This window comes from Burkholderia sp. MSMB2157WGS (genome assembly GCF_001532755.1).
Taxonomy (GTDB): domain Bacteria; phylum Pseudomonadota; class Gammaproteobacteria; order Burkholderiales; family Burkholderiaceae; genus Burkholderia.
In genome coordinates this window covers 44,706-59,276 of the sequence record NZ_LPJG01000020.1, presented here as the reverse complement: position 1 = coordinate 59,276, position 14,571 = coordinate 44,706, and the positions used below count along the sequence as shown (strand labels likewise).

The window sequence follows — 14,571 nt, the reverse complement described above, 5'->3', positions numbered from 1 at the left end:
ACGGAGGGCAGCGTCATGGAAGCGATCTCCTACGAACGCGCGACCGACGTCGCCGGCGCCGTGCGCGCGGCGCAACGGCCCGGCGCGACGTTCATCGGCGGCGGCACGAACCTGCTGGACCTGATGAAGGGCGGCGTCGCGCGACCCGTCGCGCTCATCGACATCACGCGCATCGCCGGCCTCGATACGGTCGAGGCGCTGCCCGGCGGCGGGGTGCGCATCGGTGCGCTCGTGCGCAACAGCGATGCGGCCGATCATCCGCGCATCCGCGCCGACTATCCGCTGCTGTCGCAGGCGCTGCTCGCCGGCGCGTCCGCGCAATTGCGCAACATGGCGACCGTCGGCGGCAACCTGATGCAGCGCACGCGCTGCCCGTATTTCTACGATCCCGCGTTCGCGCAGTGCAACAAGCGCGAGCCGGGCAGCGGCTGCGCGGCGATCGGCGGCCACAACCGGATGCACGCGATCCTCGGCGCGAGCCCGCAGTGCGTGGCGGTGAACCCATCGGACATGAGCGTCGCGCTCGCCGCGCTCGACGCCGTCGTGCAGGTGAGCGGCCCGCGCGGCGCACGGCAGATCCCGATCGCATCGTTTCACCGGCTGCCGGGCGATCGGCCCGATCTCGACACGACGCTCGAACCGGGCGAGCTGATCACCGCGGTCGACTTGCCGCCGCCGCGCTTCGCCGACCATGCGCACTATCTGAAAGTGCGGGACCGCGCGAGCTACGCGTTCGCGCTGGTGTCGGTCGCGGCGGCCCTGCGGATGGACGGCCCGCGCGTCGCCGACGCGCGGATCGCGCTCGGCGGCGTCGCGCACAAGCCGTTGCGTGCGATGGAGGCGGAAGCGCATCTCGCGGGCCGCACACCGACCGACGCGACGCTGCGCGAGGCGGCCGCGCTGGCGTTGCGCGATGCGCGACCGCTCGACGGCAATGGATTCAAGGTCGCGCTCGCGCAGCGGGCGATCGTCCGTGCGGTCGAAACGGCCGCCGCGCCGACGGGAGGTGCCGCATGAACACGGTGACGGGACAGCCGCTCGACCGGGTCGACGGCGTGCTCAAGGTGACGGGCGGCGCGCGCTACGCGGCCGAGTTTCCCGATGCGCGGCTCGCGCATGCGGTGCTCGTGACGAGCACGATCGCGAGCGGTCGCATCGAATCGATCGATGCGGCGCGCGCCCGCGCGATGCCGGGCGTGCTGATCGTGATCACGCACGAGAACGCGATGCGGTTGCCCAACGGCGGCCGGCCGCCGCTGTCGCCGCCCGCCGGGCGCCGGCTCACGCTGCTGCAGGACGACACCGTGCGCTACGGCAACGAGCCCGTCGCGGTCGTCGTCGCCGAGACGCTCGAGCAGGCGACCGACGCCGCGGATGCCGTGCGCGTGCGCTATCGCGCGAACGATGCAGCGCTCGATTTCGCGCAGGCGAAGCGCGGCGCGCGCGTGCCGCCGAAGCAGCAGGGGCGCCCGATGGACACGCAACGCGGCGACGTCGATGCCGGCCTGCGCGAAGGCGCGGTGCGCATCGACGCCACCTATACGACGCCGATGCAGCACCACAACCCGATCGAGCCGCACGCGACGATGGCGCACTGGGACGGCCCGACGCTCACGCTGCACGATGCGACGCAGGGCGTGTCGGGCGCGAGCGCGGCGGTGGCCGCCGTGTTCGGCATTGCGCCGGAACAGGTGCGCGTGATTTCGCCGTTCCTCGGCGGCGGCTTCGGCGGCAAGGGTTCGTCGTGGTCGCACGTGTCGTTGTGCGCGATGGCCGCGAAGCAGGCGGGGCGCCCGGTTCGCCTTGCGCTGACGCGGCCGCAGATGTTCGGCCCGGTCGGCGGTCGGCCGCTCACCGAACAGCGCGTCGTGTTGGCCGCACGCCGGGACGGAACGTTGACCGCGATGCGTCACGACTCGATCGTCACGACGTCGACGTTCGAGGACTGGACGGAAATGTGCGGGATGCCTGCGCGGATCATGTACGCGGTGCCGAACCAGGCGACCACGCACCGGATCGTGTCGCTGAACGTCGGCACGCCGACGTTCATGCGCGCACCCGGCGAGGCGTCCGGCTCGTTCGCGCTGGAATCGGCGATGGACGAGCTCGCGTGGCGGCTCGGCATGGACCCGGTCGCGCTGCGGCTCGCGAATTACGCGCAGGTCGATCCGCAGGACGGCAAGCCGTGGTCGAGCAACAAGCTGCGCGAGTGCTACGCGCTCGGCGCGCGGCGCTTCGGCTGGTCGCGCCGCACCGGCGCGCCGCGCACGATGCGAGACGGCCACACGCTGATCGGCCTCGGGATGGCGGCCGCCACCTATCCGGCCAACCGCAGCGAAGCGTCCGCGCGGGCGCGCATCTTGCCGGACGGCACGGCCGAAGTCGCGTCGGGCACGCAGGACATCGGCACCGGAACCTACACGGTGATGACGCAGGTCGCGGCCGACGCGCTCGGCTTCGCGCCGCAGAACGTGCGCTTCGTGCTCGGCGATTCCAGCCTGCCGCGCGCGCCGGTGTCGGGCGGCTCGCAGTCGGCGGCGAGCGTGGCGCCGGCCGTGCGCGAGGCCGCGCGGCAGGCGCGCGCGAAGCTGATCGCGCTGGCGATCGCCGATCCGGGGTCGCCGCTGCACGGCGCCGCGGCCGACGACGTGACGATCGACGACGGCTGGGTCGTGCAGCGCGGCGACCCGTCGCGGCGCGACCCGGCCGCGGCGGTGATCGCGCGCGCCGGCGGCCGGCCGATCGACGCGCAGGCGACGACGAAGCCGGGCGACGAGAAGTCGCGCTATGCATCCCATTCGTTCGGCGCGGTGTTTGCCGAAGTGCACGTCGATGCCGCGCTCGGCACGCTTCGCGTACCGCGCATCGTCGGCGTCTACAGCGTCGGCAGCGTGCTCAACGCGAAGACGGCGCGCAGCCAGTTGATCGGCGGGATGGTGTGGGGGTTCGGCACCGCGCTCGAGGAGGGCTCGCATCTCGACGTGCGGCACGGCCGCTTCACGAACGCGAACCTCGCCGAATATCACGTCCCCGTGAACGCGGACATCGGCGAGCTCGACGTGAGTTTCGTCGACGAAAGCGACACGCATTTCAATTCGCTCGGCATTCGCGGCATCGGCGAGATCGGCATCACCGGCGTGCCGGCCGCGATCGCGAATGCGGTCTATCACGCGACCGGCGTGCGGGTGCGCGATCTGCCGATCACGCTCGACAAGGTCGTGCCGCCGACGCGCGCGTGAGCGTGCCGGCAGGCGGCGTCAGCGTCGCGGCGTCCTGCGCCGCACTTCGCTGCGCAGCCAGTCGAGCCAGGTGCGGATCGCCGCTTCATGCTGATGGCCGGGGCGCCACACGACGTAGTGCGCGTACACGTCGGTGATGCGCACCGTCGATACGCGCACGAGCGTGCCGGCCGCGAGCTCGGGCTCGATCAGCGAGCGGCGCGCGAGCGCGACGCCGCGCCCCTTCAGCGCGGCATCGATCAACGCGTTCGCATCGGTGAAGCGCGGCGCGCGCGCGGATTCAGTGAGGTCGAGCCGCGCGGCCTGGAACCACGGTTCCCACGGCTGCGCGGGATGGCGCAGCAGCGTCGCGCGCACGAGGTCGGCCGGCGTGCGCGGCACGATGCCGTCGCGATTGCGGTAGGCGGGGCTCGCGACCGGAAAGATCGTCTCGTTCATCAGCTTCTCGGCGACGACGCCGGGCCACGTGCCCGGCCCGTAGCGCAGCGCGACGTCGATGCGGTCGCGCTTGCGCAGCGGCGCGAGCGCCACGTCCGGATGCAGCGCAATCGAAATGTGCGGATGCGCGGCCGCGAAGCGCGGCAGGCGCGGCGCGAGCCAGCGCTCGGCGACGCTCGGCAGCACGCTCACGTTCAACGTCACGTCGCAGGTGCGCGGGCGGCGGCGCACCGCGAGCGTCGGCTCGAACGCGCGTTCGAGCACGCTCAGGCCCTGGCGCACCTGCAGCGCGAGCGCATGCGCGGCGTGCGTCGGCGTCGCGCCGTTGCGCTCGCGCGTGAAAAGCGGATAGCCGAGCTGCGCCTCGAGCGCGCGGATGTGCTGGCTGACCGCGCCCTGCGTGAGCGCGAGCGCGTCGGCCGCGCGCGTGAAGCTCTGCAGCCGCACGGCGGTCTCGAACGCGCGCAGCGTCTGCAGCGGAGGGAGATGGATGCGTCGCATGCGGGTATTAGTAACACTAATGTCCGAGCACGACAATTCATCGTTTGCCGCGCATCGGCACGCGTTCCTACACTCGGCTCCGTCTTCCACAGCCCCGTCGGGCCATACCACCATGAACGCCTATCGTCTCTATCTTTCGCCGGGCGCCTGCTCGCTCGCCGCCCACATCGCGCTGGAGGAAACCGGCGCGCCGTTCGACATCGAGATCGTCTCGGTGAAGGAGCGGCAGAACCTCGAAGCGCGCTACCTCGCGATCAACGCGAAGGCGCGCGTGCCCGTGCTCGCGATTCCGGGCGAACCGCGTGTGCTGACCGAAACGCCGGCGATCCTCACGTATCTCGCGCGCCGTTACCCGGATGCGCAATTGCTGCCACTCGGCGATCCGCTGCGCGAGGCGCGCTGCCACGAATGGCTCGCCTGGCTGGTCGGCTGGGTGCATGGCGTCGGCTACGGCGCGCTGTGGCGGCCGGGCCGCTTCATCGACGATCCGGCGCTGCACGGCGCGATCAGCGCGCAGGGACGCAGCACGATCGAGGCCGCGAACGCGTCGATCGAAGCCCTGCTGGCCGACGGCCGCACGTGGGCCGAACCGGGCGCGCATTCGATCGTCGATCCGTTCCTGCTCGTGCTGTATCGCTGGGGCGTCGCGATCGGGCTCGACATGACGCGACATCCCGCATGGACTGCCCATGCGCAGCGCGAGGCCGAACGGCCGGCCGCGCGGCGTGCGCTGGCGCGCGAGGCGGTCTGACGGGGGCGCGGGTGCCGGCATCTTCGCCGCGCCGCCCGCGCGAAACGGGGGGAACGGGCGGCGGCTATCTCACCGCGAACAGCGGATAGGTCGCGCCCGCGATCGACGCCGCCGCGAGCCACACCACGCTCCACGAACTCGCGGCGAGCAGCGGCGGAATCGCGAGCGGCGTCGCGAACAGCCCGAGATAGACGATCGTGTTCGCCATCCCGAGCGCGGTGCCCGCGTGGTTCGCGCCCGCGAGCGTCGCCAGCTCCGTGTACGCGACGCCGTGCCATGCCGACACGCAGATGCCGGCGAACACGAGAATCGCGACGATCGCGGCGAGCGGCACCTGCGGGCTGCCGGCCGTCGCCGCCGCGAGCAGCGCGAACGACCCGGCCGCGACGAGCACGGAACCGCGCAGGTACGCGCGCCGGTTGCCGTGCCGGTCGGTATGGCGGCCGCTCCAGACGCGCATCGCCATCGCGCCGAGCTGCAGCGCGACCATCGCCGCGCTGATGCCGGCAAGACCGAGCCGGCCGAAGTCGTGCAGGAACACCGTCGCGAACGTGAGCACCGCGAATTGCGGCGCGCACAGCAGGCCGATGCCGAGCACGATGCGCCACACGGGCCCGCTCGCGAGCGGGCTGCGCGCGGGGCGTGCGGATGGATGCGCAGGCGATTGCGCGGCGGACTGCGACGGCGCCGACTGTCCGTGGGCCGCCTGCGTGAGGCGCGACTGCGTCGGGGTCGCCTGCGTCAGGGCCGCCTGCGCGAAGACCGGTTGCGCGACACGGGGCACGTCGGGCGGCTCGTGCAGCCAGCGCCACGTGAGCGCGGCCGAACCCGCGCACAGCAGCATCAGCGCGCCATAGACCGCAGCGAATCCCGCGTGCGATGCAAGCGACGGCAGCAGCGCCGCGCCGAGGCCGCCACCGAGCGGCACGGCCGTCTGGCGGATGCTCATCGCGAGCCCGCGTTCGCGCTCGCCGAACCAGCGCATTACCGCGCGCCCGCTCGAGCCGTTCACGCTGCCGCCGAGCAGGCCGACGCAGGCCATCGCCGCGACGACGCGCATCAGCGGCGGCGCCGCGTGCGCGGTCGGAACGATCGTGCCCACCATCAGCACGAGCATCGCGGCCGTCGCGACGAGCCCGGTCAGCAGCACGCGGCGGTCGCCGAAGCGGTCGGCGGCGATGCCCCACGGCAGCTCGGACAGCGCGACGCCGAAGCCGAGCGCGCCGAGCACGAGACCGAGTGCGCCGTTGTCCAGATGGTAGGCGGCGCGCATCCACACGGCCGTGGTCGGAATGCCGGCCGCGGCGGCCGAAAAGCTCATGTTGGCGGCGACGCCGGCGGCCAGCACGCGCCAGCGATGGGCCGGCCCGCGCACGTCGCGGGCAGGCGAAGAGGGGGAAGCGATGCACGAGGTATCCATGACGGCAGGCCCGGTTCGAGGTTGACGTGCACAGTCTGGCGGCCTACATTCATCCTGAAAATCGGAAAGTTTTGGATGAATCGTTCGATGAAACAGGATGATTGAGATGCCCGGACAAGATATTCCGCGCGACGGCGGCGAGCCGCTCGCGATGGCCGATGCCGCGCTGGCGCGGCCCAACTTCGACGTCGCGGCGCTGCGCAGCCTCGTCGCGGGCGTGGATCTCGGCAGTTTCGCGAAGGCGGCGGACCGTGTCGCGCGCTCGTCGTCGGCGGTGAGCGCGCAGATCCGCAAGCTCGAGGAGCAGGCCGGCACGCCGCTGTTCGTGAAAGCCGGGCGCGGGCTCGCGCTGACCGACGCCGGCGACGCGATGCTGCGCTACGCGCGGCGGATCATCGAGCTGAACGACGAGGCGGCCGCGGCCGTGCGCGGCGTGAAGCTCGACGGCTGGGTACGGGTCGGGCTGCAGGAGGATTTCGGCGAGGCGATCCTGCCGGACGTGCTCGGGCGGTTCGCGCGTGCGCATCCGAAGGTGAAGATCGAGGCGCGCGTGGCGCGCAACGCCGAGCTGCTCGACCGGCTCGATGCGAACCAGCTCGATCTGGCGCTCGTGTGGGGCGATCCGGCGTCGGCGGCGCTCGTGTCGCGGGCGGGGATCGACGGCGAAGCGATCGCGCAGGTGCCGATGCAATGGATCGGCGCGGCGGCGGGCGGTGGTTTCGGTGTGCCGGGCGGCGGCGGGGACGCGGGCGGGGAAGGCGGCGCCGGCGAACCTGGCGATCGTGCGGTGCGGGCGACGGGCGAGCCGTTGCCGCTCGTCGTGTTCGACCGGCCGTGCCGGTTCTTCGGCGCGGCGACCGATGCGCTCGATCGTGCCGGCGTGCCGTGGCGCGTCGCGTTCACGACGCCGAGCCTGGCCGGGCTATGGGCGGCCGCGGCGGCGGGGCTCGGGCTGACGGTGCGCTCGCATTACGGGTTGCCGGCTTCGGTGCGCGTGCTCGATGCCGCGTCGTGCGGGCTGCCGGCGCTGCCGAGCCTGCCGCTGATCCTGCTGCGGCGCACGTCGTCGGCGACCCCGACGGTCGACCGGCTTGCACGGATCGTGACGCAGGCGGTGCGGGGCGCGACGGAGGAGGGCGGCGTAGCGCTCGCGGCGTGACGAGCCGCCGAGATCCTGCAGGCATCCCCCATTCGGCTGAATGGATCGTTCGGGCCGACTTGAATACAGTGGTGGCATCCAAAGCGGAGGTCATCATGCAACGCGCAAATATCCCCGGCACCACGGCCGATCCATCGCAACAAGTCGACGTTTCGATTTCCGGCAAGGAAACCGCGATCTCGAACCCGCCAGCATCCGGGGATCGGTCCGTATCCGTCAAACGGCCCGTTCGGTTCGGTCTCCTGCAAGGTCAGGTTCGGATCGCGGACGACTTCGACGCACCGCTGCCCGACGACGTGCTGGCTGCTTTCGAAGGGCGCTGATGCGGTTGCTGCTCGATACGCACATCTTCTTGTGGAGCGTGACCGATGACCCGAAGCTCAGCGCCCGAGCACGCAGGCTGATCGCGGATGCCGACGAGCGGTTCGTCAGCAGCGCGAGTATCTGGGAAGCCGCGATCAAGGCCGGCTTGGGGAAGCTCGATGTCGACGTGGATCGGCTAGTTCGCGTGCTTCGGGCGAGCGGGTTCCGCGAACTGCCGGTCCGGGCCGTACACGGGGCGGCCGTACGCAACTTGCCGAGCCATCATCGCGACCCGTTCGATCGGCTGCTCGTTGCGCAGGCCCAGCATGAACCCTTGCGGCTCGTCACCGCCGATGGGCATCTCGCCCGGTACGGCATGTCTGTGGTTCTGACAGTCTGAAACAATCTGCCAGGCGGGAGGCCGGCGGTCGCCGGCCCCCGATGCATGACCGGCCGTTCATACAGCCGCAGCGTGCGGTTCGATTTCCTCGAGCGCCGCACGGAGCCTGCCCAGCCTCTCCCGCAACCCGTCGCTCGCCGGCACGAACGGCAGCCGCAACTCGTCCTCGCACCACCCTTGTGCGGCGAGCACGGCCTTCACCGGCGCCGGGTTCGGTTCCGCGAACAGCGCCGCGACGAGCGGCTGCAGCGCGACCGACAGGCGCCGCGCGTCGGCGAGCCGCCCGTCGCGCAGCCACGCATGAATCCGCACATGCCATTCGGGCAGCACGTGCGCGCTGCTCGCGATCGCGCCGTGCGCGCCCGCGCACATCGCCGCGAAGTTCTGGTTGTCGTCGCCGGACAGGATCGCGAGCGGCGTGTCGTGCACGAGCCGGCTCATCCGGTCGAGCGTGCCGCCGCATTCCTTGATGCCCGCGACGCGCGGATCGCGCGCGAGCGCCTGCAGCGTGTCCAGTTCGACGTTCACGCCGGTGCGGTACGGGATGTTGTAGACGAGCACGGGCAGGTCGGCCGCGGCGGCGATCGCCTCGACATGGCGGCGGATGCCGTCCTGCGTCGGCCGCACGTAGACGGGCGGCGTGACGAGCAGCCCGTCGGGGCGCAGCGCCGCGAGTTCCCGCGCGCGGGCGGCCGCGAAATGCGTCGCGCTCGCGGTCAGCCCGACGACGATCGGCAGCGCGGGCGCCGCGTCGCGCAGCGTCGCGAACACCGCGTCCTGTTCGCGCGCGTCGAGCAGCACGCCTTCACCGGTCGTCGCGCCCGCGACGAAGCCTGCGATGCCGGCGGCCGCATAACGGTGCGCAAGCCGCGCGAGCGCCGCGTGATCGACCTCGCCGTGGTGGAACGGCGTGACGATCGGCAGCCAGATACCTTCGAAACGTGTGTTCATGCAAAGCCTCATGGTGGAAACGGAGTGGGAAGGGACCGTTCCGCCGGCGCGATGCCGGAGCGAGGCGTGCGTGCAAGGAGAAAGAAACGACCTGCGGGCATCCCGTCCGGCATTCGCCTGACGGGACGCGACGTCCCCGTCAGTCGAGGAGTCGTTTTTTCAGTTTCAGCCCGGCCGCGCGCGCACCTGCCGCGACGGCGGCGAGGATCGAGGGCGAGCGCAGGGTAGCGGACATGGATGAACCGTGAGTGGGCTGAGCGGCGATCTTAACACCGGGGCGGCAGGGCGCGCGAGACCCGGCCGTCGTTTAGCAGGATTCGAGATTTGCTTTTCACGACTGATTGGAAGGCGCGATGCGCCCGGCCGCTAGAATGCCCGCTTACGTTTCGATGACGGCGCGTACGCGTGCGGTCACGCACATTCACCACCACTGGAAACGGGGCATATCACGATGGCAAGCATCAAGCGGATCGGCCGCTGGCTGCACACGGGCGCGGCGGCGGCGTTGGTCGTGGCGGCGACGGCCGCGCAGGCGGACACGTCGATCCTGAACGTGTCGTACGACGTGACGCGCGAGCTGTACAAGGACATCAACGCGAGCTTTGCCGCCGCCTACAAGCAGAAGACCGGCGAGACGGTCACGATCAAGCAGTCGCACGGCGCGTCGAGCGCGCAGGCGCTGTCGGTGCTGCAGGGGCTGCAGGCCGACGTCGTGACGATGAACCAGCCGAACGACATCGACCTGCTCGCCGAGCGCGGCCAGTTGCTGCCGAAGGACTGGCGCGCGCGCTTCCCCGACAACAGTTCGCCGTACTCGACGACGATGGTGTTCCTCGTGCGCAAGGGCAACCCGAAGGCGATCAAGGACTGGAGCGATCTCGCGAAGCCGGGCGTCCAGGTGATCATCGCGAACCCGAAGACGTCGGGCAACGGCCGCTATGCGTATCTCGCCGCCTGGGGCTTCCAGAAGCAGAAGGGTGCGACCGACCAGCAGGCGCTCGACTTCGAGAAGGCGATCTTCCGCAACGTGCCGGTGCTCGATTCGGGCGGCCGCGGCGCGACGACGACGTTCACGCAGCGCGGCATCGGCGACGTGCTCGTCACGTTCGAGAACGAGGTCGCGCTGATGGACACGGGCGCGTCGGGCGCGCAGTTCGACGCCGTGTATCCGTCGGCGAGCATCCTCGCGGAGCCGCCCGTCGCCGTCGTCGACAAGGTGGTCGACAAGAAAGGCACGCGCAAGGTCGCGCAGGCGTATCTCGACTACCTGTACACGCCGCAAGCGCAGGAGATCATCGCGCAGCACCATCTGCGCCCGCGCGACGCGGCCGTGTTGAAGAAACATGCGGCCGAGTTCAAGCCGCTGAAGACGTTCAGCGTCGAGCAGGTCTTCGGCAGCTGGGCGAACGCGCAGAAGACCCATTTCGCCGACGGCGGCACGTTCGACCAGGTGATCGTCGACCGGAAGTGATCGCGGCGGGCGCCGCGCGCGAGCCCGCACGACGACCCAGCCGGCCGCTCGTGCGGCCGGTTTTTTTTCGCGGCTGCGCGGCGGGTTTCCGTTCCGAACTGCTCCGCATTCCCGGCCGCTGCCGCGCGTGCTACGCTCATCGCCTCCCTGCAACCGGCGCCGCGCGATGAACGTCGATTCGTCCTCCCCAGCCTCCCGCGGCCGTGGCCGCAAGATCTGGTCGGGCACCCGCCCGGTGATCGCGTACGGGATGCCGCCGCTCGGCTGGCGCGATTTCTATCACCGTGCGCTGACGGTGAGCTGGCCCGTGTTCTTCCTGTCGCTCGCGGTCCTGTTCCTGCTGCTCAACGGCGGTTTCGCGACGCTCTACCTGCTCGGCCATGCGCCGATCGCGAACCAGTCGCCGGCCGGCTTCGGCGGCGCGTTCTTCTTCAGCGTCGAGACGCTCGCGACCGTCGGCTACGGCGACATGCATCCGCAGACGGTTTATGCGCACCTCGTCGCGACGTTCGAGATCTTCGTCGGGATGTCGGGTATCGCGCTGGCCACGGGGCTCGTGTTCGCGCGTTTTTCGCGGCCGCAGGCGAAGATCCTGTTCGCGCGCTACGCGATCGTGCGGCCGCTGAACGGCCGGATGACGCTGATGGTGCGCGCCGCGAATGCTCGCCAGAACGTGATTGCCGAGGCACAGGCGAAGCTGCGGCTGATGCGCGTCGAAGGCACGCACGAGGGCTATTCGCTGCGCAAGATTCACGACCTGCCGCTCGTGCGCAACGAGCATCCGATCTTCCTGCTCGGCTGGAACCTGATGCACGTGATCGACGAGTCGAGCGCGCTGTTCGGCGAGACGCCCGAATCGCTCGCCGCGCGCGACGCGCAACTGTTGATCACGATCGAGGGCTCGGACGAGACCACCGCGCAGGTCATGCAGGCGCGTCATGCATGGGCGCATGGCGAGATCCGCTGGCGCCACCGCTATGTCGACCTGATGCACGACGAGGACGGCATCACGCACATCGATTACACGCATTTTCACGACGTCGTGCCGATCGACGTCGACACGGACGCGCGCGGTTCGCCGGGCGTGGCGATCGACGCGGACGCGTCGCCGCCGGGGCCGGCCGCGCAGACGTGATCGACGGCGGCGGGGCGCCGCCCCGGTGCGCGTCACGCGTGCAGCAGACGCGCCGCCTCGCGCCGTTCGATCGCGACCGCGCGGCGGAACGCGTCGCGGTCCTCGGCGCGCGCGACGTAGTCGCCGAGCACGCCTTCATGCGGCAGCAGATGCGCGTCGAACGCGATCTTCAGCGTGCTCGCGAGCAGCAGGTCGGCCGCGGTGAAGCGCTCGCCGACGAGCCAGCGACTGTGGGCGAGCGCTTGCGCGAGGGCACGCTGCACGCGCGCGATGTTGCCCCAGCCGAACGCGACCGGATTGCCCGACGCGCCGGTGAATTTCTCGGCCATCGCCGGTTCGAGGCAGGTCGGCGTGAAGAACATCCACTGGAGGAAACGGCCGCGCAGTGGATCGTCGGGGGCGATGCCGAGGCCGGCAGCGGGGCAGCGATCGGCGAGATAGAGCAGCACGGCGCCCGATTCGGCGAACGGGGCGCCGCCGTCGTCGAGCGCGGGCAGCTTGGCCATCGGGTTGACCTGCACGAACGCATCGCTGCCCTGTTCGTGCGAGCGCAGATCGACCGGCACGAGTTCGTACACCACACCGATTTCCTCGAGCATCCACAGCGCCCGGAATGCCCGGGTCTTCGGCCAGTAGTAGAGCTTCATCGCGCCTCCGCGTTTGGGTGCAGGTGTCGATCCGGTGGAGGCTCAAGCGTACCCGAGCGCGGGAGGTTGGGACAGGGGACCGGCTAGGGGCGCCCGGCTAGGGGCGTTCGAGTCGGTTGCATGCGGTAAAGGGCGGAAGACGCGATGAAACCTTATGGGACAAGGGCTCCGTGAATAACTAGTTATACAGAAACTAGTTATTCACGGAGCCTTCAGAAAATCCCGGCGAAAAAGCGGCATCACTACAATGTGCCGGGCCCAATCCGCTGCCTCCGCGCACGCGGCAACGCAATCGGCCGCTCGCCCGCGATTCGCCGACGCATCGCGCAAACCCCGCACCTAATGGAGACCCGTCACGCATGGCAAACGACGATCGCACCACGATCATTCCGCGCAGGACACCCGAATCGGCGGCCATGGTGGCCGAGATCAAACGGGCGATGGCGATCACCGCGCGGCTCAACCGCCTGACGTTCGACGATGCGGCGGACGTGCGCGCATTGTTCGGCGAACTGATCGGCACGCAGGTGGACGACGGTTTCGTGCTGATCCCGCCGTTCCATGCGACGGGCGGCGCCGGCATGAAGCTCGGGCGCAACGTGTTCGTCAACCAGAACTGCACGTTTTACGACCTGGGCGGACTCGAGATCGGCGACGACGTGATGATCGGCCCGAACGTCAGCCTCATCACGTCCGGTCATCCGGTCGAGCCGTCGCGGCGACGCGACTGCGTGGTCGCGAAGCCGATCGTGATCGGGCGGAACGTGTGGATCGGCGCGGGGGCGACGATCATCGGCGGCGTGACGATCGGCGAGAACGCGGTCGTCGCGGCCGCGGCTGTCGTCACGCGGGACGTGCCGCCGAATACGCTGGTCGGCGGCAATCCGGCGAAGATCATCCGGTCGATCGCGGAATAACGTCGCCCGGGCGTGCCGGCGCGACGAAGCAGCGTCGACGGGATGTGGACAACACGTCGCCAAGGCCACTCGAAACGCTGTGCAATCGAACGGTGAGTGTGCCGTCGAGGCCGTCCGGACAAGCCTTTGCGGCTTTTCCGGAATTTCGTGCGTCAAGGCGTCCGTCGACCGGCAGATGAAGATCCGGTCGCGCCCCGGGTTGTGGATATCCGCGCGTCGAAACGACTCGGCGCCCTGTGGTTTTCACTGGTGAGGTGACCGGATGCTGCGCGATACATGAAACGGGTTGTGGACAACTCGCGTCCGGACGAAGCGAAATGCTGTGAAATTCAATGGTGAGTGCCGCGACCGATCCGGCTGCGCGCCTGCAACGGCGCGGGTCTCGGGCCAGTGTCGCCGTGCAAGGCGACGCGCATTCTAGCCGATGGCGCGCGTATCCGCCCCCGGGCATGCGGGCCGGGCGATGTCGATATCCGGCTCCGGCCCCCTATCGAACGGCTGTGCATTCTAACGGTGAGCGCCGCGGCGTGGTACGCAACGCGCGGATTTCGACGCGCTTGTCCGCTTGCTCCAGCGACGCTGCGCGCTGTGCAATTCAATGGTGAGCGTGAGCCCGCGATCGGCGCGTCGCCCTTCAGGATGCGGCCGTTCGACCGCCGACGCCACGCGAAGCGATGTTCCTGTCAGGCCGAGGAGCCAGATTGCGAGCAACGGCTACGCGCATTGCCGTGTGGACATCCGTCCGCCGAAACGACTCTGGGCACTGTGTATCTCGACGGTGAGCATCGGTGCCTGATCGCGTGACGAGCCGCTTCCAGTATGGACCGCCGGTCGTTGGCGTCCCTCGAGAGGCGCGGCGGTTATCGATCGGAGAACGCTCGTCTATGTGGATATCCGGCCCGCTCCATCACTCGAAGCGCTGTGGTTTTCAACGGTGAGAGTGCCCGGATGGCCGGGAGGCAACGCGGATCCGCCCGTGGACAACTGCCACCGCAGCCAGTCGAGTCCCTGTGTATATCAACGGTGAGAGTGGGTCGGCAATCGCGTGGCCTGCGTGTTCAGGCGAGGACGTCCGGCCCACTCCATCACTCGAGACGCTGTGGTTTTCAACGGTGAGAGTGCCCGGATGGCCAGGAGGCAACGTGGATCCGCACGTGGACAACCGCCACCACAGCCAGTTGAGTCCCTGTGTATATCAATGGTGAGAGTGCGTCGGCAATCGCATGGCCTGCGTGCTCA

Annotated in this window: 13 protein-coding genes; 9 read left to right on the top strand and 4 right to left on the bottom strand. The window is 69.9% G+C overall.

Annotated features, from left to right (window positions below):
* Nucleotides 1-15: 15 nt before the first annotated feature.
* Nucleotides 16-1,017, top strand: a complete 1,002-nt coding sequence (locus WT53_RS13345; RefSeq protein WP_034208544.1) for a xanthine dehydrogenase family protein subunit M — start codon at nt 16-18, stop codon at nt 1,015-1,017.
* Entirely contained in the window at nt 1,014-3,239 is a 2,226-nt protein-coding gene (locus WT53_RS13340; protein WP_034208543.1) for a xanthine dehydrogenase family protein molybdopterin-binding subunit, read from the top strand. Before WT53_RS13345 ends, WT53_RS13340 begins: the two co-directional genes overlap by 4 nt.
* Nucleotides 3,240-3,257: 18 nt before the next feature.
* Here the strand turns inward: WT53_RS13340 and WT53_RS13335 are convergent, their stop codons facing one another.
* Complete coding sequence (locus WT53_RS13335) at nt 3,258-4,178, bottom strand: LysR substrate-binding domain-containing protein (RefSeq protein WP_034208542.1); 921 nt, start codon at nt 4,176-4,178, stop codon at nt 3,258-3,260.
* Nucleotides 4,179-4,290: 112 nt separating this feature from the next.
* Between WT53_RS13335 and WT53_RS13330 the strand changes: the two genes are divergently transcribed.
* Complete coding sequence (locus tag WT53_RS13330) at nt 4,291-4,929, top strand: glutathione S-transferase family protein (protein WP_034208541.1); 639 nt, start codon at nt 4,291-4,293, stop codon at nt 4,927-4,929.
* 64 nt (nt 4,930-4,993) lie between these two features.
* Here WT53_RS13330 and WT53_RS13325 read toward each other — a convergent pair whose 3' ends face one another.
* Nucleotides 4,994-6,349: an MFS transporter gene (locus tag WT53_RS13325; protein WP_034208540.1), complete on the bottom strand. Its 1,356-nt coding sequence runs from the start codon at nt 6,347-6,349 to the stop codon at nt 4,994-4,996.
* 106 nt (nt 6,350-6,455) lie between these two features.
* Here WT53_RS13325 and WT53_RS13320 point away from each other — a divergent pair, with 106 nt between their 5' ends.
* The 3 genes from WT53_RS13320 to WT53_RS13310 all read left to right on the top strand — a co-directional run bounded on the left by WT53_RS13320 (nt 6,456) and on the right by WT53_RS13310 (nt 8,211).
* Nucleotides 6,456-7,508: a LysR substrate-binding domain-containing protein gene (locus tag WT53_RS13320; RefSeq protein ID WP_034208539.1), complete on the top strand. Its 1,053-nt coding sequence runs from the start codon at nt 6,456-6,458 to the stop codon at nt 7,506-7,508.
* A 95-nt stretch (nt 7,509-7,603) separates the two neighbouring features.
* On the top strand, nt 7,604-7,831 hold the full coding sequence (locus WT53_RS13315) for a hypothetical protein (protein ID WP_034208538.1): 228 nt from the start codon (nt 7,604-7,606) through the stop codon (nt 7,829-7,831).
* A complete protein-coding gene (locus WT53_RS13310; protein ID WP_034208537.1) occupies nt 7,831-8,211 on the top strand; it encodes a type II toxin-antitoxin system VapC family toxin in 381 nt (126 codons plus the stop codon). Before WT53_RS13315 ends, WT53_RS13310 begins: the two co-directional genes overlap by 1 nt.
* A 57-nt stretch (nt 8,212-8,268) precedes the next feature.
* Here the strand turns inward: WT53_RS13310 and dapA are convergent, their stop codons facing one another.
* Complete coding sequence (dapA, locus tag WT53_RS13305) at nt 8,269-9,162, bottom strand: 4-hydroxy-tetrahydrodipicolinate synthase (RefSeq protein ID WP_034208536.1); 894 nt, start codon at nt 9,160-9,162, stop codon at nt 8,269-8,271.
* 451 nt (nt 9,163-9,613) lie between these two features.
* On the opposite strand from dapA, the gene WT53_RS13300 reads away from it, so the two are divergent.
* The gene (locus WT53_RS13300) at nt 9,614-10,633 is read left to right on the top strand and encodes a sulfate ABC transporter substrate-binding protein (RefSeq protein WP_034208535.1); all 1,020 of its coding nucleotides are present in this window, start codon (nt 9,614-9,616) and stop codon (nt 10,631-10,633) included.
* Nucleotides 10,634-10,799: 166 nt separating this feature from the next.
* A complete protein-coding gene (locus tag WT53_RS13295; RefSeq protein WP_034208534.1) occupies nt 10,800-11,768 on the top strand; it encodes an ion channel in 969 nt (322 codons plus the stop codon).
* A 32-nt stretch (nt 11,769-11,800) separates the two neighbouring features.
* Here the strand turns inward: WT53_RS13295 and WT53_RS13290 are convergent, their stop codons facing one another.
* A complete protein-coding gene (locus tag WT53_RS13290) occupies nt 11,801-12,415 on the bottom strand; it encodes a glutathione S-transferase family protein (RefSeq protein WP_034208533.1) in 615 nt (204 codons plus the stop codon).
* Between the two features lie 359 nt (nt 12,416-12,774).
* Between WT53_RS13290 and WT53_RS13285 the strand changes: the two genes are divergently transcribed.
* The gene (locus tag WT53_RS13285) at nt 12,775-13,332 is read left to right on the top strand and encodes a DapH/DapD/GlmU-related protein (RefSeq protein WP_034208532.1); all 558 of its coding nucleotides are present in this window, start codon (nt 12,775-12,777) and stop codon (nt 13,330-13,332) included.
* The last annotated feature ends 1,239 nt before the right edge of the window (nt 13,333-14,571 follow it).